Source organism: Pseudochryseolinea flava (genome assembly GCF_003286915.1).
Lineage (GTDB): Bacteria > Bacteroidota > Bacteroidia > Cytophagales > Cyclobacteriaceae > Ohtaekwangia > Ohtaekwangia flava.
The window spans coordinates 1-18,612 of sequence record NZ_QMFY01000016.1 but is presented as its reverse complement, the minus strand read 5'-3'; the positions used below and the strand labels follow the sequence as shown (position 1 = coordinate 18,612).

General features: G+C 44.2%; 19 protein-coding genes. 8 read left to right on the top strand and 11 right to left on the bottom strand.

From position 1 onward, the window contains the following. Positions 1-48: 48 nt before the first annotated feature. The 3 genes from DQQ10_RS22780 to DQQ10_RS22770 form a co-directional block, all read right to left on the bottom strand. Positions 49-453 carry a DoxX family protein gene (locus DQQ10_RS22780; protein ID WP_112749246.1) on the bottom strand — a complete coding sequence of 135 codons (405 nt, stop codon included), beginning with the start codon at positions 451-453 and terminating at the stop codon, positions 49-51. Between the two features lie 9 nt (positions 454-462). Next, positions 463-852, bottom strand: a complete 390-nt coding sequence (locus DQQ10_RS22775) for a hypothetical protein (protein WP_133259735.1) — start codon at positions 850-852, stop codon at positions 463-465. Positions 853-917: 65 nt separating this feature from the next. Continuing rightward, positions 918-1,730: a helix-turn-helix domain-containing protein gene (locus tag DQQ10_RS22770; protein WP_112749244.1), complete on the bottom strand. Its 813-nt coding sequence runs from the start codon at positions 1,728-1,730 to the stop codon at positions 918-920. A 131-nt stretch (positions 1,731-1,861) separates the two neighbouring features. Here DQQ10_RS22770 and DQQ10_RS22765 point away from each other — a divergent pair, with 131 nt between their 5' ends. Continuing rightward, the gene (locus DQQ10_RS22765) at positions 1,862-3,241 is read left to right on the top strand and encodes a serine hydrolase domain-containing protein (protein ID WP_112749243.1); all 1,380 of its coding nucleotides are present in this window, start codon (positions 1,862-1,864) and stop codon (positions 3,239-3,241) included. Here the strand turns inward: DQQ10_RS22765 and DQQ10_RS22760 are convergent. Genes DQQ10_RS22760 through DQQ10_RS22750 form a run of 3 tightly spaced genes read right to left on the bottom strand, consistent with a single transcriptional unit; the run spans position 3,222 to position 7,381 of the window. Continuing rightward, a complete protein-coding gene (locus DQQ10_RS22760; protein WP_112749242.1) occupies positions 3,222-5,516 on the bottom strand; it encodes an FdhF/YdeP family oxidoreductase in 2,295 nt (764 codons plus the stop codon). The two genes, DQQ10_RS22765 and DQQ10_RS22760, sit on opposite strands and share 20 nt — an antisense overlap. A gap of 46 nt (positions 5,517-5,562) precedes the next feature. Further along, a complete protein-coding gene (gene fdhD / locus DQQ10_RS22755) occupies positions 5,563-6,396 on the bottom strand; it encodes a formate dehydrogenase accessory sulfurtransferase FdhD (RefSeq protein WP_112749241.1) in 834 nt (277 codons plus the stop codon). A 1-nt stretch (position 6,397) separates the two neighbouring features. Next, a complete protein-coding gene (locus DQQ10_RS22750) occupies positions 6,398-7,381 on the bottom strand; it encodes a Gfo/Idh/MocA family protein (RefSeq protein ID WP_112749240.1) in 984 nt (327 codons plus the stop codon). A gap of 85 nt (positions 7,382-7,466) precedes the next feature. Between DQQ10_RS22750 and DQQ10_RS22745 the strand changes: the two genes are divergently transcribed. The 3 genes from DQQ10_RS22745 (at position 7,467) to DQQ10_RS22735 (ending at position 9,445) form a co-directional block, all read left to right on the top strand. Continuing rightward, positions 7,467-8,183, top strand: coding sequence for a tRNA1(Val) (adenine(37)-N6)-methyltransferase (locus DQQ10_RS22745; protein ID WP_112749239.1), 717 nt, complete (start codon positions 7,467-7,469; stop codon positions 8,181-8,183). 145 nt (positions 8,184-8,328) lie between these two features. Next, complete coding sequence (locus DQQ10_RS22740; protein ID WP_112749238.1) at positions 8,329-8,898, top strand: YceI family protein; 570 nt, start codon at positions 8,329-8,331, stop codon at positions 8,896-8,898. A 76-nt stretch (positions 8,899-8,974) separates the two neighbouring features. Then, positions 8,975-9,445: a MarR family winged helix-turn-helix transcriptional regulator gene (locus tag DQQ10_RS22735; RefSeq protein ID WP_112749237.1), complete on the top strand. Its 471-nt coding sequence runs from the start codon at positions 8,975-8,977 to the stop codon at positions 9,443-9,445. On the opposite strand, the gene DQQ10_RS22730 is transcribed toward DQQ10_RS22735, so the two are convergent. From DQQ10_RS22730 to DQQ10_RS22720, 3 genes are all read right to left on the bottom strand, one after another. Further along, the gene (locus DQQ10_RS22730; protein WP_112749236.1) at positions 9,442-11,163 is read right to left on the bottom strand and encodes a M3 family oligoendopeptidase; all 1,722 of its coding nucleotides are present in this window, start codon (positions 11,161-11,163) and stop codon (positions 9,442-9,444) included. The two genes, DQQ10_RS22735 and DQQ10_RS22730, sit on opposite strands and share 4 nt — an antisense overlap. A gap of 37 nt (positions 11,164-11,200) precedes the next feature. Continuing rightward, the gene (locus DQQ10_RS22725; RefSeq protein ID WP_165824065.1) at positions 11,201-11,935 is read right to left on the bottom strand and encodes a glycosyltransferase family 2 protein; all 735 of its coding nucleotides are present in this window, start codon (positions 11,933-11,935) and stop codon (positions 11,201-11,203) included. 71 nt (positions 11,936-12,006) lie between these two features. Next, on the bottom strand, positions 12,007-12,453 hold the full coding sequence (locus DQQ10_RS22720) for a TerB family tellurite resistance protein (protein ID WP_112749234.1): 447 nt from the start codon (positions 12,451-12,453) through the stop codon (positions 12,007-12,009). 296 nt (positions 12,454-12,749) lie between these two features. Between DQQ10_RS22720 and DQQ10_RS22715 the strand changes: the two genes are divergently transcribed. Next, positions 12,750-13,466: a hypothetical protein gene (locus DQQ10_RS22715; protein ID WP_112749233.1), complete on the top strand. Its 717-nt coding sequence runs from the start codon at positions 12,750-12,752 to the stop codon at positions 13,464-13,466. A 10-nt stretch (positions 13,467-13,476) separates the two neighbouring features. Here the strand turns inward: DQQ10_RS22715 and DQQ10_RS22710 are convergent, their stop codons facing one another. Then, positions 13,477-14,778, bottom strand: a complete 1,302-nt coding sequence (locus DQQ10_RS22710; protein ID WP_112749232.1) for a glycosyltransferase family protein — start codon at positions 14,776-14,778, stop codon at positions 13,477-13,479. A gap of 45 nt (positions 14,779-14,823) precedes the next feature. Further along, positions 14,824-15,768: a tRNA (adenosine(37)-N6)-dimethylallyltransferase MiaA gene (gene miaA, locus DQQ10_RS22705; RefSeq protein ID WP_317047962.1), complete on the bottom strand. Its 945-nt coding sequence runs from the start codon at positions 15,766-15,768 to the stop codon at positions 14,824-14,826. A gap of 44 nt (positions 15,769-15,812) precedes the next feature. Here miaA and DQQ10_RS22700 point away from each other — a divergent pair, with 44 nt between their 5' ends. From DQQ10_RS22700 to DQQ10_RS22690, 3 genes are read left to right on the top strand one after another with little or no spacing between them, the layout of a single operon-like run. Beyond that, positions 15,813-16,127, top strand: a complete 315-nt coding sequence (locus tag DQQ10_RS22700; RefSeq protein ID WP_317047961.1) for a hypothetical protein — start codon at positions 15,813-15,815, stop codon at positions 16,125-16,127. After that, entirely contained in the window at positions 16,124-16,885 is a 762-nt protein-coding gene (locus DQQ10_RS22695; RefSeq protein WP_112749230.1) for an MBL fold metallo-hydrolase, read from the top strand. The genes DQQ10_RS22700 and DQQ10_RS22695 overlap by 4 nt, the downstream gene beginning before the upstream one ends. A 42-nt stretch (positions 16,886-16,927) precedes the next feature. Then, on the top strand, positions 16,928-18,478 hold the full coding sequence (locus tag DQQ10_RS22690) for an NFACT RNA binding domain-containing protein (protein WP_112749229.1): 1,551 nt from the start codon (positions 16,928-16,930) through the stop codon (positions 18,476-18,478). Positions 18,479-18,612 lie beyond the last annotated feature (134 nt).

Sequence of the window (18,612 nt, the reverse complement as noted above, 5' to 3'; positions counted from 1 at the left end):
AAGGTAAGGATAGTCGGGAGAAAACCGGGCACAGGTGTCTTTTGATAATCAACGCACGCGCCGATGGACAATGATGAGATAGAGGAATACAGCAATCAGCAATACGTTGAATTCAACACCATTCCTTCCGCCCCCAACAACGTACCACCCTTCCGGGTAATGTACCATCACAATGCCAGCGACCAGAATGAATATCGTTACCACACCAGTCACGACGATATAACGGTTTAGAAGCAGCAGGATAGCGCAGGCGACATGGGACAACTTAATCGCCCACGCTATGGCAAGACCAAAAGGTGCAAAGCCGACTTTGTTTAAATATTCGTTACCAAAAAGATTTACGCCACCATCCAGCATTCCGGGAATACTATGCATGATCAAAATCGCTGCAAGGGTGATGCGTAAAACGATGGTCGCATCATGGCGTAAATAGTTCTTGATGGTATCGATCATATGTTGATTTTAGAATGCATAAGACGGGGCGGCTACGGCGATCGTTCCCGAATTTGTCGCTGTACCTGGCGTCGAAGACTTTTCTTTTCCACCCACGATAACTTTTACCGTAATCGTCTCACCAGGGTCTCCTCCCGCGCCGGCTATTGAAATCTGGGTCGTTGGAACGTTGGATTCGTACGTGATCGTTTTTGACCAGGGCAAAGCGTTTATCGACTCACTAGTACCTCCTCCGCTCGCGGTTATTAATACGGCATTTAACTGACCTGTGAAATTACCTGTTACCTCGAATTTTACTTCACGACTTCCTGCGTTATCGTCGCCATCGTCGCTTGAGCAAGCCATTGCTACCATTGCCAACACCCATACCAAACCATACATTGCTAGTCTATTTTTCATAAGTTTTACTGTTTGAACCACGCCAAAAGTAAAGCCTACTCAAAATTCAAAATTGTAAAAAAACGTCAGGCATCTTTCGTATAGATAAAGGAGGAACTTTCAGATCCGACACTTTTTCTTTTGGCAAAAGCGTAAGGCGACATACCTGAGAATGCAGAAAAATCTTTGATGAAGTGCGATTGATCGGTGAACTTCAAGTCGTAGGCAACTACGCCCAGGTCCGCAAACGACGCATTGGCCAATTGCTTCAAAGATTCTTCGAAGCGTAAGATACGCTGGTACTTTTTATGAGAGATACCCACAACAGCTTTAAATCGTCGCTGCAAACTCCGCGTTGAAATGCGGTAATGACGTCCAAGCTCATCGAGGGATATATCACGATCGAGGCCATGGTGGTGGACAATTTTGTTGATGAGCTGATCTTGACGCATGGCCCGAAGACGCTCGTATAGGAACTTAGAAATCAAACTCACACGCGCATGATGGTTAGTGGCGCGTTGCAATTGTGATTGAATTTCAGCGGGACAAATCAATCTGATGTCAGGCATTTGATTGATCAAAGCGACGGGCGATTCGCCGAAGAAAGCTGCCAATCCATGCGGGTAAAAGCTTACACCGAAGTGCGAAAAATTTCCGTTTATGATCGCCTCGGTGTGTTTCGTGTCGATACCACTAAGGTAACATGCCGGGAGCTTGTCGCCACTGAGATTTGTGAGGGCCTCAAAGCCGTCAAGATTCTGGAAAATGAGTCGCGGATATTTGTCGGCAAAACTTTTGATTTGCAGTGTGGCGTTGGGGTTCTGAAACGAATCAAAGCTCCAAAAGTAGCGCACGTAGCGCTCTAAAACTCTCGGTGGCTGATATTGTCGGTACTCCATATCGTGCCAGTAAACTACACCATCGTCATTAAATAAACTAGTGAATTATTAATATGCCGCAGACGTCGGTATGTGATCTCGTCAACCTGAATTTCGTTATTTTAGTGCCACTGTCGCGTTAACTGCCACCCATGAAAAAACTCTTTCGCTTCCTCACGGTACTCATCATTATCATCATTTTAGCTGCTGTCGTTTACGTCGGAATTTATTTCCCGCCGGTAATGACAGGCATGGCCGCGAAAACCATGTGCTCATGCTTATTTGTTGCAGAACGTTCTGAACAAAGTATTCGCGACAAAGAATTGCAAGTGTTCCCTGGGCTTTCAAGTATGGACATGTTGATCGAAGATGCTAGCGTATCGGCATCGTTTCTTGGCACGACACGGAAGGCTATCTATAGAAAAGGATTAGGCTGTATCCTACTATCGGAACGAACGGAAGAAGAGGTTCGATCACAGCAACCGGTTTTGTCTACTGCTCCCAACGTCAACCGCGATTCAGTCGCATGGCCTTTAGGTGATGATCTCACAGCACAAGGTGCAATAACAGGCGTGCAATACGATTCCATTAAAAATGCTGTCGACAAAGCATTCTTCGATAAAGATCCAGAGAATCCAATTTTTACACATGCCGTCGTTGTTGTTTACGATGGAAAAATTATTGCGGAAAAGTATGCCGACGGATTCGACAAGCAATCACGCATGATGGGATGGTCGATGACGAAGAGCATCACTAACGCGTTGATTGGGATATTGGTCAAAGAGGGCAAGCTAACGGTAGAGGCCGGTGCGCCTGTGCCGGAATGGGAGGACGACATTCGAAAAAATATAACACTCAATAACTTACTTCAAGCCACCACGGGCCTGGCATGGGATGAATCTTACTTCAATCCATCAGCAGATTTCCATACGATGTTCATTCACCGCGATGACAAAGCTGCCTATGCCGCGAGCATGAAGCAGAAGGTAGATCCCGGTACTTTCTTTCAATACTCTAGCGGTAGTACGAATATTTTGTCTCGTATCATCAGACAAACTGTTGGTGACGACCAGTATTACAAATTCCCGTATGAAAAACTATTCTTCAAAGTTGGAATGAGTCGCGCCATTATGGAGCCCGATGCATCTGGAACGTTTGTCGCATCTTCGTATAGTTATGCTTCCGCTCGTGATTGGGCCCGGTTTGGACTGCTTTACCTCAATGATGGTGTGGTGCAGGGCGAACGGATTCTTCCCGAGGGTTGGGTAAAGTACTCGACGACACCTTCGGCAGTGGCGCCCCGTGGAGAGTACGGTGCACAAGTTTGGTTGAATCATGGTGCTCCAAATGACCCCGAGAATAGACTGTATCCCACACTACCACAAGACACATTTCTCTTCGACGGATTCGAACATAATTTCGTTGTCGTCGTGCCCTCGAAAAAACTTGTCGTGGTGCGGTTGGGTGTTACACACAATAAGAACTTTGATCTCGAAGCCTTGGTGCGCGGCATCATTGCCGGCATTCAATAGTTGCTACTGGTTTTGATTTAATCTTTACCACCACAGACTTTGATATCGGCGTCTGACTTTTATCCGCATATCGGTTGTAAGGGATCAAAGCATTTGCCTCTGGAAAATATGTTGCAATATTCTTAGATGGTATGTTGTACGGTATCACCACAAACGATTCAGCGCGACGCTCCACAAGATCATAGTAGCTGTATAAGTTTACGCGATCTCCGGCCTTCAAATCATGTTTGCTGACGTCGTTGGCATTCATGAATACAACTCTCCTACCATGATGAACACCACGGTATCGGTCATTCAATCCATAGATTGTTGTATTGTATTGATCATGACTCCGTATCGTCATCATCAAAAATTCATCGTCCTTTAAATGATGTGATGCCAAGACATTGATACTAAAAATACCTTTCGCGGTAGTGGTGTTGAACTTGCCTTCGCGTGCTGCGTTAGGGAGATAGAATCCCCCAGGTTTTCGAACACGCTCATTGTAGTGCTCAAATCCAGGTATCGATTGTTCAATCAAATCGCGTATATGATCATAGTTAGACGTCAACATATCCCAGTCTAACTTGCTTTTTTGTAAGAGTACCTTCGCAATGCCAGCCACGATTTTTGGCTCGCTCCAAAGTTCACGCGATATGGGTGGCAAATTACCTTTCGATTGATGCACAACACCCGCTGAATTTTCAACGGTTACAAATTGCATTCCCGAGCGTTGAGCATCTTCTTCTGTTCTCCCCAGGCAAGGAAGAATGATTGCGCGCCGTCCGTGAACGACATGGCTACGGTTCAATTTTGTAGACACATGCACCGTGAGTTCACAATTCTTCAATGCAGACGCGGTGAAATTTGTGTCAGGTGTTGCCGACAAGAAGTTGCCACCCATGGCGAAAAACACTTTTGCCTTTCCATCGTGCATTGCTTTAATTGACTCAACAGTATCATAGCCGTGATGACGCGGTGGCTCAAAATCAAAAACTTGTTTTAGGCTATCTAGAAATGCAGCAGAAGGTTTTTCGTAGATGCCCATGGTGCGATCACCTTGCACATTTGAATGACCTCGCACAGGACACGTACCGGCGCCTTGCTTACCAATACTTCCTTTTAGCAACAAGAGGTTTACCACTTCGCGAATATTATCGACAGCGTTTTTATGTTGTGTGAGCCCCATCGCCCAGCACGCGATAATTTTTTTGCTGTTGGCAATCATCTGCACCGCCGCTAATATTTTTTCCGACGGCACACCGGATCTTGCCATGAGGTCGCTAAGCTTATACTTCTCCAAATCGTTGATGAGTGCATCATATCCGGTAGTATTGGCTTTGATGAATGCATGATCAAAGACTGTCCCTACATGTCGTTGCTCTTCATGCCACAGGAGTTTCAACATTGCTTTGAGTAAAGAAACATCTTCATTGATCCTTACTTGCAACCATAAGTCTGTAATGGGCGAGGCCTTACCAACAAAATCCATCACGTGCTGTGGATGTTTAAATCCGATCAGCCCTGCTTCTTCCAGTGGATTGATCGTGATAATCTTTGCACCATGTTTTTTTGCCTGCTGCAAAGCTGTAAGCATTCTTGGATGATTTGTTCCTGGGTTTTGTCCAATGATGATGATCACCTCAGCATAATTGAAATCTTCTAATTTGACTGAGCCCTTCCCAATGCCAACAGTTTCATTCAACGCGACGCCGCTAGATTCATGGCACATGTTGGAGCAATCCGGTAGGTTGTTCGTACCATACATGCGCACCATTAATTGATACAGAAAGGCCGCTTCGTTACTGGTTCTTCCTGACGTATAAAATATCGCTTCGTCTGGTGTTGCTAGTTTATGAAGATGTTCCGCGATCATCTTAAACGCATCATGCCAAGCGATAGGTTTATAATGAGTGTCACCTTCTTCGAGTAAGAACGGCTCCGTTACTCTCCCACGTTTACCGATTTGGAAATCGGTCCAGGTTGCCATATCCTTTACGCTGTACTGCTGAAAGAAGTCACGATCACATTTCTCTGTCGTCGCTTCTTCTGCTACGGCTTTTGCGCCGTTCTCACAAAACTCCACAGCAGAGCGTTCATGATCCGGGTCTGGCCATGCGCACCCTGGACAATCATAGCCATCGAACTGATTCAATTCAAGCAACGCCTTTGTTCCATTCACGACGCCTACTTCTGAAAAGACATGCTTGGCCGATTGAATCACAGCTTGTAATCCACCTGCTGATTTCTGAGGCTTTGTTATTTTAAGATGATCATCTTCTTGGGCTGCGTTCATACTGAGTTGAAATAAATGCGAATGATAAAATCTTTTTCCAGCGGCGCTACGCAACAATCACATCGCCATGATAGACATTGAACTTGTCGCCTCTCACAAAACCTATCAAGGTGATCCCGGATGCTTGGGCTAATTTCACAGCAAGACTTGAAGGTGCGCCGATCGCCACGACAACCGCGATACCGGCCATCGCTGCTTTCTGGATTAACTCGAAGCTTGCGCGTCCACTGAGCAAGACAATGGTTTCCGTGAGTCGAATTTTACTCGCGATCAGCACCTCCCCCACCACCTTATCAAACGCATTGTGCCTGCCGACGTCTTCATGAACTGAAAGCAATGTGCCCTCAAGATCAAACAGTGCAACGCCGTGTAGTCCTCCGGTGTGCTCAAATATCGTCTGTGCTTTTTTCAACTTTTCCGGCAGTGACTTAATAACAACATCACTTACTGAATGGTTACCGATGACCGTATGCGTTTGCGTTACGATCGCGTCAATCGATGATTTGCCGCAGACGCCACAGCTCGACGTCGTATAAAAATTCCGCTGCAGCTTGGTGAAATCAATTTGTATGGCTGGCTTTAGTTCGACACGGACAACATTATCTTTTTCTTCGTCTTTCGCCGTCGGACAATAGTGAATCGCTTCAATATCTGTGTATTTCCGAATGACGCCCTCTGCGTATAAAAATCCCACGGCGAGTTCAAAATCGTTTCCGGGCGTGCGCATCGTAACGGCCAGATTGAATTGATCGCGATCGTCTGCAGCCCCGTACCCTATTTTAATTTCCAATGGCTCTTCAACAGCGAGCAGGTCTGCATCGGCAGTGATCCTTTTACCGTCGAGACGCTTTACCTTCGCAGGAACGACAAATGGCTTCATATCAATCTACGCTATATTTTATGCCCGCCACGCGACGAATATTATCCAACGTTTTGATGAGTTGAATAGAATCGTCTAGTGTCATGATTGGGCTTTCGGTTAAACCCTTTTGTAAGCACGCCGTAACATGTCGCGCTTCAAATTGATAACCATATCCGCTTTCGCGATATACTTCAATTTCTTTTGGTTCATCTTTATCGCCTATTAGAAACAATTTTCCCACGGCGTTGTGAAATCTATTTCTCATCTCGATTCTTCCTTTTGTTCCTGCAATAACTGCCTCCACAGGCGTATCTGCTGTTAGTGTTGAGAACAACGAAGCCATTGCCCCATTGTCATAAGTAAACGTGATGCTACATTGTTGGTCAACACCAGAGGAAAAAGGTACAATCGTAGCCTGCACATGTTTAGGTACGCCAAGAAGCGTCTGCGCTAAAAAGACAGGATAAATGCCGATGTCGAGTAGTGATCCTCCACCTAAACCGGGATCAAATAATCGCGGTGCCGGCGGATCGGAAATGAACCCGAAGTCAGCTTGAATCCATCGGATATCGCCGATAGCGTCTTCGGCAATCAATTGCCTGACTTTATCAAATTGAGGTAAGAACTTCGTCCAAAAAGCTTCCATCAAGAATATTTTCTTTTCGCGCGCCACACGAACCATATCCGAAACTTCCCTGCTGTTGAGGGCGAATGCTTTTTCGCATAGCACCGCTTTACCATGATTCAAACAAAGCAATGTGTGCTCGCGATGAAAGCTATGTGGCGTTGCTACGTAGATAACATCAATCTCTGGAGAAGATGCTAGCGCCTCATAGGTATTAAACACCACAGGAATTCCGTACTGCGCGGCAAACTCATTTCCTTTCGCATCATCACGTGACGCAACGGCAACCAATGTAGCGTCTTCAACAAGTTTGAGGTCGTTAGCAAACTTGTTGGCTATTTTCCCAGCACCTAGTATCCCCCAGTTTATTTTCTTCATTTGTGTAATTGTTGAGGCCAGCAGCAGCTTTCCGCTTCAGCCATAAAGCGTAATTTTGTTTTTCAAATTAAGCAATAAGGAATCAATGTCGCGTAGTGCATCGCACTTTCATTTTAAGCAGTTTTCTATCAGACATGATCAATCTACCATGAAAGTGGGAACAGATGGTGTGTTACTAGGTGCTTGGGCGGATGTCAATGATGTTAAATCGATCCTCGATATCGGCACGGGATCAGGCGTGATTGCATTAATGCTTGCACAACGCAGCGCAACCGATGCGTTTATCGATGCTGTGGAGATTGAAAGTGCAGATACATTGCAGGCGCGTGAAAATGTTTCTTTGTCGCGATGGCCGAAGAAAGTTCATGTCGTTCAATCACCTATTCAAGATTTTTATCCAGGTATACAATACGATCTCATCGTTTCCAATCCGCCGTACTTTAACAATAGTCAGATACCTCCAGATGCACGCCGTGTTGAGGCGCGCCATACAACATTGCTTTCTCACGACGCCATGCTGCAAGCTGTGGCAAGATTATTAAAACCATCGGGACATTTTTCAGTTATTCTTCCATACACTGAGGGGCATCAATGCATAGCCCTAGCGTTGCGTCACGATTTATATTGTGTGAAGCAATGGAATTTTCGAACGCGGGCCGACAAACCGATCGAGCGTTTATTACTGACATTCTCGCTACAAATGACAGCTGTCGATCATGGGGAAATATTGCTGTATAACGGCGATAATGACTGGTCTTCTGAATATCGCGCGCTCACACGCGATTTTTATCTTAAACTGTGACCGATTTAAGTGTTAAAACACCGGACAAATCCGGTAGTCAATAAAAATTAATCGCTGTCGATCAGCAAGTTAGCGTAACTTTTTTATTTGTTGGAACATGTAAATTGCACTTTGCGTTATACTTGCATCATAAAATAAACAAACAATGAAAAAACTCAACTTCCTCATTTTATTCCTGTTGGCAGGAACTGTATCGTTCGCACAAACTTGGAGCCTTGACAAAGCACACTCTAATTTGGGCTTCTCTGTAAGTCACTTAATGGTTTCAGAAGTAGATGGTTCTTTCAAAAATTTCGACGCTAAGATCACTTCATCAAAAGAAGATTTTACGGATGCCGTAATCGACTTCACTGCTGAAGTTGCAAGCATTTCTACCGATAACGAACAACGCGACGGTCACTTGAAAGGTGCTGATTTCTTCGATGCGCAAAAATTCGAGAAGATCACTTTCAAGAGTAAATCAATCAAAAAACTTGATGCTAAAAAGTATAAAGTTATTGGTGACCTCACGATGCACGGCGTTACAAAGCAAGTAGAGCTTGACGTTACATTTGGTGGCACGGCTGTTCACCCTTACAACAAAAAGACAATTGCTGGCTTTAAAGTTGGCGGTATCATCAAACGCTCTGACTTCGGCGTAGGTGCGAGCACTTCAAGCGCTGTGGTTGGCGACGAAGTAACGCTTAACGCGAAGACTGAATTTGCAAAAGACTAATTGAAATTATAAAGCAGGCAATGATCTCTCATCCATTGCCTGCCTTTTTTTTGTTTTATCCGTTATTCCACCCGTTATGAAAATTGAAGAAGAAATCAAGCAGCCAAAGTTTCGCGATCCATTTCAAAAAGCCGTGATCAATCTACTTTTTACGGCAAGTTGGATGCAGAGTCAGAACCAAGAGTTTTTTAAGAACTATGGCATTACTGCACATCAATTCAACATTCTTCGAATTCTTAAAGGGCAGCATCCACAAAGCATTTCTGCTACAGAAATCAAATCGAGAATGCTAGACAAAAACTCAGACGTCTCCAGGATGTTGGATCGTTTGATAGCCAAAAATCTCATCATTAAACGCACCTGTCCGAAAGACAAACGTGCATTCGACGTTATCATCACAGACGAAGGAATGGATCTGTTGAAGTCGATGGAGAAATTTCTACCACAGCGCGATCGCGTCATGAATTTATCTGAAGAAGAGGCCGTCTTATTAAGCGACCTCCTCGACAAATGCCGCAATGTTAATTCGGAAGTGTTTGAAGACTAAATCTTTTTGAGCTCGTCTTTTACAAAGTCCATGAGTTCCTTGATATAGGCCCTGCTAAAATCAAAACGAATGTCAGCAGCTTTGTAGATCTCGGGAATACTTCTGAGGTATCCTAACTTCAATGCGTTTTGGTACCCCGCTAGCCCACGCTTCGGGTCTTTTCTAAAGTTACGCCAGACCGCAACTGCGCCTAACTGAGCCATACCATATTCGATGTAGTAGAATGGTACCTCGTACAAGTGTAATTGCTTTTCCCACAAATAGTCTTTTGCTTCTTGCAGACCACTCCAATCGGTGATGGTATCAGCGAACGAGTCGAAGATTTTATTCCATGCAGCTTTTCGCTCTTCATGGGTATGGTTGGGATTTTCGTAAACCCAATGTTGATATTTATCGATCGTAGCAACCCATGGCAGTGTTTCGATGATATCTTCAAGGTGCTCTCGTTTCGCACGTTTAAGCTCCACGGGATCGGTGAAGAATACATCCCAATGGTCCATTGAGATCAACTCCATCGACATTGACGCTAACTCAGCTACTTCCGACGGTGTTGATTTGAAATCATTTAATTCAAGATCACGCGTGAGGAAATTGTGAATAGCATGGCCGCCTTCGTGCATGATCGTTACCATGTCACGCAACGTCGAAGTTGCATTCATAAAAATGAACGGCACGCCGATTTCGGCAAGAGGATAGTTGTATCCTCCTGGAGCTTTTCCCTTTCTTGACTCAAGATCGAGGTGCCCCATTTCTTTCATGATCGAAAGGCATTGGCCTAAATACGGATCTAGACGTTGAAAAACTTCAATTGTTTTTTCTGTAAGCTCCTTTCCGGTTGTAAATGGTTTCAATGCATCTCTGCCGTCAGCGTCAACGGCTTTATCCCATGGACGAAGGCTGTCTACCTTCAACGCTTTTTTTCTTTCCTGCGTAAACGCATTTAACAAGGGCACAACTTCCTGTTGAATAGCCTCATGAAAATTAAAACAATCTTGGGGTGTGTAGTCAAATCTCCCAAGCGATTTAAACATGTAGTCTCTGAAATTTTTAAAATCAGCATTCACCGAAACCTGATGACGAAGTCCGATGAGTTTGGTAAACAATTCGTCCAACGCGTCTTTATCTTTGAGACGTCGTTCGGAGATTTTGTGATATACTTTTTCGCGGAGCTCACGGTCGGTAGACATGAGTAATACAGATGCTTGTTGAAGCGTAATTTCCTTACCCTCCCACGTGATCGTCATCGCGCCTGAAATCTGAGCATACTTTTGCGTTTCCGTGTTCAGCGCCGTGTAAAGCGGGACATTCTTCTCGCGGAAAATTTCGATCTCTTTTTTCAGTGACCGGATCAGGATATCGTATCCTTCAACTTTTGCCAGCGCATCGAGCGATGGAGAGGCCGCAGCCTTTTTGTTAAGTTGATCGGCAATCGGTGCAATTTGCGGCTGGATGTTTTCAACAAAATCTTGATATGCATTCCTGTAAGATTCATTTTCCGTATAGCACGTCATTCGGATATAGCGCCATGCCATATCTTCGGAAATGATGGACTCAAGTTCACTGCGATCCTGCAACCATTTTTTGAGATCGTTCATGGCGCTGATCTCACGCGCAAGGAGATTATCGAAATAGGGCTTTAGATTTTCCCATGTGGTCACTTCAAATTTTTCAGGTAGAAATTTACGCACTGGGCGTTTCGGCACTTCAATCACATTCATACAAAACTATATTTAGTTCGACCTCAATATAAATAACTTATCCAATCAGCGCATCGACAAAGGGGCGCAATTGGTTTGATAAATTGATAACATCTTCATTCTTCAACATAGACAATGCCAGGTCTCTCGCTTCTTGTCCGAGCGGCATTCCGTGTTGGAAAATATTATTGTCCCAATGATCTTTTCCAGAAATATTGGTTCCATGGTAATTGTAAATGTAGAGCACGGGGTTATGATGAATAGCTACTAGACTTTGGTCGAGGAGTGCTTGAACAAGAATTGAATCTTCGCCCCGGTTGTAGTTACCGTATACAAATCCTTCATCAAAGGTACGGCGCGCGCAAATCAGTGATCCTTCCCAAGGCCTATGAAAAGACAAATATGCCTTCTCTAAAACCACGTTCATTAAAATTATCCGGCTCAATGTGCAAGCGGGTAGATTCGTCCGTTGGATGTGATTCATCTGTTCACTGATCCGCGATGGGTGATACCAATCATCATCATCCCAAGCACAAAAGTATTCCCCTTGACTTACACGAATGGCCAAGTTACGCCTCTCGCCCAAAGTCATGGGAGCCGGTATCGACATGATCTTAATCGAAGGATCTTCTATCGTGCGAACATAGGCAGCCGTTGCAATGTCGTCGCTGAGAAAAAGAATGATGAGTTCCTTATTCTGATAATACTGAGCTTGAAAACACGTCACGGCGCGTTCGAGAAGGTGCGGACGTTTTTCCGTGATGCAGATAGCGGAAACGAAGGGGTTGTTCACGTGATGCTTGTTGATAAAGCACCAAGTTATTCAAATCGAGAAATCACTTTATGTTATGATGCGAAAATCTTTTAGAGAATCGTAGGTCGAGGCTCGTATGTTTCGAGTGTTACCCTATCGACAAACTCCTTCCATTCATAGGCAAGAGGTGTGCCCGTACTGAACATCGCGATGAGATGGTCAACGATTTCAAGTTTAAGTTTATACGCGCGCACGATGTCGGTGATAAAGTCAACCTCATCGTCAGTTACTTTCTCATCGGCATAAATGATCTGCATCAAATCGTATAGCATCTCCATCCGGTTGTGAATCGAATCCGGAACGAAAGCTTGCTTCGGTGTTTGATCCTCCAAAAGCTCATTGATTTGCCATTCTTTTAAACCACGCTTCTTTCCGATCTTATGAATGAGTTGTCTTTCGAGTTCATCCAAATTCCCATCCGATGATGCTAAGGCGATAAGATTGCTCAGGTAGTTTCTCTTGAAACTGGTTCGCTGATGTTCAAAGAATGTTGTCATATGTGTCTCTTATACCTTTTCAACTGCAAATGAAATTCCAATTCATACCTTACATTGCCAATGCGGCCGGAATCAAGAGAAAACATCGAAATTGACTGTTTGAACCTTAATTTATTTGGCAAATTAAGCCGAATTATGCCATCCAGCCTAATTACTCATTTTCATTTTGGGAAAAAATTCTAAAATCAGTTAAATCCTGACACACCAATATCGGTAAATATACGTACAACCTTACATCATTTATACATAACTCGCATCCGCTTAAATGATGCAAAGGCGTAATTTTCCATCACCTTATGAATACCCTCAACTTCCTCTTTACCCAATTCGGATTTATTTCGCTCACCGTCGTGTTTGGAATCCTCCTTCTACGCGAAATCAAGCACGCACTTGCCCGCACTGACTTTGATCAAACAAGGCAGCGACGCATTTTTTACACGACATTATTCTCGCTTCTTTCATGGCTAATCATCATCTCAGTCTTATCGTTGATGGGAATCTTCAACGACTTCAGTACAATGCCACCGGTACTTTTTATTGTGCTCATCGTTCCGCTTGCCGTTGTCATCTGGCTTCTCAATAATGACACGGCGTCAATCGTCATTCATGCGATAACACCACATAAACTCATCACCCTGCAAGTGTTTCGCGTATTTGTTGAAATATTGTTGTGGGCGCTTTTTATCCAAGGGTTACTGCCGGAACAAATGACCTTCGATGGTCGAAACTTTGATATCATCTCCGGACTCACGGCACCCATGATGGCGTGGCTTGTTTATAAACAGAAAGTGTCGAAAGCAATTGTGGTACTGTGGAATGTTTGTTGCCTAGCGCTACTTGTGAACATCGTCACAACAGCAATACTCTCGATGCCGACGCCATTCCGTGTATTTATGAATGAACCCGCTAACACTATTGTAGCAACATTTCCATTCATATTGCTACCAGGCTTTCTGGTGCCACTAGCCTATACGTTGCATTTCTTCTCGCTAAAAAGTATCACACGGAAATAAACGTACGATGCTACAGCAGCGCTGCCAACGACTCGGCAATTTTTCGACGCGAATACGTCAATCCTGCTGACGTCGTCAGTTGCATCGACTGTTCTGTTTCCCAGCGTCGATATTGCTTCACAATAAAATCAGCAATATCATTGGTGTTCTCGCCGTCAATCATGCGACCACATTGCGCGCGATGTAAAAGATCGGCAGCATCACCTACTTCGGGTCCCACCCCAAGTACAGGAAGTGACGTAGCAATGTATTCGAACAACTTACCCGGCATGTACCCTTCAGCATCCTTGTAACCGGTGAGCACGAGTAACAACACCGACGCTTCACCATACTTCGCTATAAGTTGTTTGTGTGGGATACTTGGCGTAAAGGTAGTCGCTGCCTTCAACGATGGGTTAGAAACAACAAACGCTCTAAAAGCCGGATGGACATCACCAATAAAATCAACCACAAGGTGTTGTTTCATTTGCGGATAATCCTGGAGCACTTTCTCGATGGCGCGCATGAAAGGTCTGGGATTGCACTTTTCGTTGATGATTCCGACATGTCGAATGATAAAGCTCGACGATTTCTTCACCACCAGATTTTTGAAATCATCCTCATCAAAACCGTTTGTCAGCAATTGAACTTTTCTACCGGACAATCTTTCAAACTGGCGCACGTAGAATGGTGTGATGGTCAGCACCTCATCCGCAGTTGTCGTCACTAGCCTTTCAAGTTTACGATGTTTATTTTTCGCGCGTTCACCCGCACGAATGCTATCGAGAAATCCCCACTCGCTCCAAGGATCACGAAAATCGGCAATCCATTTAAGCGATGAATTTCGCTGTTTTAGTTTCAAGCCGATGAGGTGCATGCTGTGTGGCGGGCCTGTTGTGATAACCGTGCCGATATTATGTTCACGCAGATAATGCTCAAGAAATTTAACGGATGGTTTCACCCAAAATTTGCGTGGGTCAGGAATGAACAAATTTCCACGAACCCAAGTGCTCAGCCGCTGAAAAATGGATTCGGACTTCAAAGAGACTACGTCCGTTGGCTTCGCTGTTTTCTTTTTTCCAAACAACGAAGAGAGCTTAAAGAAAATTTCATATGGTTCCCATATTGGATACCGGATCACTTCTGCCTCGCGCGGCACATCGAGTAATAGCGATTCATCTTTAATGGCGAATGAAGGGTTAGCGGGTGTGAACACGTATGGTTTTACACCTACCGTTGGCAGATACTTGACAAACTTCAGCCAACGCTGAACGCCACTTCCGCCACTCGGGGGCCAGTAATAAGCAATGATGAGTACTTTTTTTGTTTGCATGAGCCGTGATCAGGTGTTCAAAGTATTCGCGTTAGATACGAAGTATTACTTGTAACTGTTTATATGGTGAAGTATGTCGTCTAATTGAGTCGGTTGAAACCACTTAAATTCTTCATCCCTTTTAAACCACGTAAGTTGCCGCTTAGCATAATGGCGTGAATTTCTTTTCAGTAATCGAATAGCTTCCTCTTTGTCGTACGCCCCATGGAAGTAGCCGAAAATTTCTTGATACCCTACTGTCTGCAACGCTTGGTGTTGTTCAAAAGGGAGCATCTCCTTCGCTTCTTGAAACAATCCTGCTTCTATCATTTTATCCATGCGTAAATCAATTCTTTCATACAAAACTTCGCGTGGCAACGTTAGTCCGATTTTAACAATATCAAAATCATGTTTACGTTTTGAATTCGTCCGGTAGCTGGCGATTGAATTGCCCGTTCCGATCTTAATTTCCAACGCCCGAATTAGTCGATGTGGATTTAACTTATCGAGCGTTTTGTAATGTTCGGGGTCGAGACGTTCCATTTCGTGTTGAAGCCATTCGATACCCAATGCTTCGAATTTGGAAACGAGGCCTTTTCTGATATTTTCATCGACTGCGGGAATATCATCAAAGCCATCGCAGAGCGCTTTGATATACAATCCTGATCCACCGCAGAGGATCACGTGATCATTTTTCAAAAAAAGATTTTGAATTACGGCCAATGCCTCAGTTGCAAATGTGGCGGCGTCATACTGTTGGCTGATGGTGTGGCTATTGATAAAATGATGTGGCACAGCCGCCAGTTCTACCTCATCTGGTTTAGCGGTACCGATGGTCAACTCTTTGAAAATCTGTCTTGAATCCGCCGAGATAATTTCGGTATAAAAATGTTGTGCGATACGGATGGCCGTAGCAGTTTTGCCGACGGCAGTAGGGCCAGCGACAACGACAAGTTTTTTACTTTTAGCGACCATAAAACGGCCGGCAAAATACAATTTTCCAACTTTCAATCTTCCGATTTTCAAAGTAACTTGCCCGGAAATCAACCACGATCATGATCAAATATACGCCACAATTCCTCCTGAAACTGGAAGATATGGTTGCCGAATCGGACTACACACTCCGCTATGAAAAGGGCAATTTTAAGAGCGGATATTGCCTTTTAAAAGATCAAAAGATCATGATTATCAATAAGTTCTTCACAACAGAAGGAAAGATTAACACACTGCTTGATATCCTTAAAGGTGTGCAGCTCGACACGACGCGCTTCACGGAAAAAAGTCTTAAGCTTTGGGAAGAATTAATTGCCCAACAGCCACAGACACCTCCTGCTGAATCTCCGGAGCCTACTGAATCTTCCGCTGCTTGAACGTAACTTTTCTTGGTACCGGTACTTCACAAGGAGTGCCCGTAATTGGGTGCCAGTGCGCTGTTTGCCGTTCTCTCGACTATCGCGATAAACGTCTCCGAACATCGATCCATATTGAAGTGTCCGGTAAAAGTTTTGTGATCGATACTGGACCAGATTTCCGACAGCAAATGCTTCGGGAGCAAATCAACAAACTTGATGCTGTTCTCTTTACGCATGCGCACCGGGATCATACCGCTGGTCTCGACGATGTGAGGGCGTACAACTTCATGCAGCAAATGGATATGCCTGTGTATGGTACGCTGCCTGTGCTTGAGCAGCTTCGTGTGGAGTACGCGTACGCGTTTGCCGAGCATAATTATCCTGGTATTCCACGATTGCAACTTCATGAGATCGGTCACGCACCTTTTAACATTGACGGCGTAGGGATCCTTCCATTGCCTGTGATGCACATGAGACTACCCGTGCTCGGATTTCGCCTTGGTAATTTTAGCTACATCACCGATGCGAATTTCATTCCGGATGAAACGATGGCCGCATTAGCAGGCACCGAGATCCTTGTTCTCAACGCGCTACAAAACGAACCACACATTTCTCATTTCAATTTATCTGAAGCGATCGAAATGGTTAACCGTATCAAACCGAAGAAGGCATACTTTACACACATCAGTCACAAACTCGGCTTGCATGCTGATGTTGAAAGAACCCTTCCAAAGGGCATTCACTTAAGCTACGACGGACTTCAGCTATCGCTGTAATTAAATCGCAAGCAATCTACATGCGATTCGCTATATTGCTCCGTGCACAATAATTTCTACTTCCTACGCAAGGTCAGTTCGCGGTTAAAAGATATTCTCGTCGGATCAGCTGTTGTTTCCGAGTGTTACAGTCAACAGAAAGATGAGTTGATTATTCGCTTTGAGACGAAGCAAAAGTCGTTTTATATCAAAGCCACGCTCTCACCAACGTTATCGACATTATCGTTCCCGGAGGATCACCAACGGTCAAGAAAAAACAATATCGATCTGTTCCCATCACTCATCGGACTTCACGTCACGGATGTAAGGCAGTTTGAAAACGAAAGGGCGTTTGCGCTAACCATGACCGATGGCTTCGCGTTACTGTTTAAGATGCATGGCAATCGATCGAACATCATTCTTGTCAAAGAAAGCAATGTTATCGATGCGTTCAGGAAAAACATTACCGATGATGAGGATGCCAATTTCAAAACGTTAGATCGTCAGATAGATTTCAGTTATGAAGCCTTTGAGGCACATTATCACAATCTTCAAGCGTTGTACTTTACATTCGGAAAATCCGTTTGGAAATATTTGAATCAACAAGGATTTGCCGATCAGGATAAATCAGTGCAATGGTCTTCAATTCAGGCGGTAAAGAAAGCACTTGAAGAAACGCAATCTTTCAGCATCATCATCGATAAAACAATATCGCTATGGATGCTTCCTACTAACAATGCAATCGAAACGCTTGATGATCCCCTAAAAGCGGCAACACAGTTTTACTTTAAGTTTGTGCAACAGAACGCATATCTTTCAGAACATGCCGATGCGTTACAAGCGATCCGAACAAAAATCTCATCGAGCGAAAGTTTCATCAAAAAGAATAAATCGAAGCTCGACGAAATAGAAAGCGACAACCATTACAAGGTTTGGGCAGATTTGATCATGGCAAACCTCCACCAAATTCGTCAAGGACAAGAAAAAGTAACGCTTGAAAATTTCTATAACGAGAATAAGCCGCTTGAAATCAAATTGAAGAAAGATCTGAATGCACAAAAGAATGCAGAAGCCTTCTACAGAAAGGCAAAAAATCAGCACATCGAAATCACGACGTTGCAGGAGGCAATCGCCAGCAAAGAAAAGCTTATCGTATCGTTGACAGAAAAGCTGGAGCGATTGGAATCGGCAAGCGACTTGAAATCGATTCGTCAAGTTTCGGGAGCGATTGAATCATCACAAGACCGTAAAAAAGACATTAGTCTTCCTTATCACGAATTCGAATTTAAGGGATTCAGAATTTGGGTAGGAAAAGATGCTCAGCGTAACGACGAGCTTACATTAAAATACAGTTACAAAGAAGATTTATGGCTTCACGCAAAAGACGTTCCTGGGTCTCATGTACTGATCAAGCATCAATCCGGTAAAACGTTTCCGAAGGATGTTATTGAACGCGCTGCGCAACTTGCAGCGTATAATTCAAAAAGAAAAACAGAATCGCTGTGCCCGGTAATCGTAACGCCTAAAAAATTTGTCAGAAAGCGAAAGGGTGACCCCGCGGGAATGGTTGTGGTGGAGAAGGAGACGGTTGTGATGGTTGTTCCTGGATTGTAGTTAATCGTTAAGGGCATCTCTAAAAACCTCAGTGAAAAGCGGTAAAGATTTGCGTACTTGCTTTCAAAGTAAGGGAAATGAAAAACAAGGCGAAAGGTCTATTTGACGAACAATTCAGACTGAACAAGTTAACG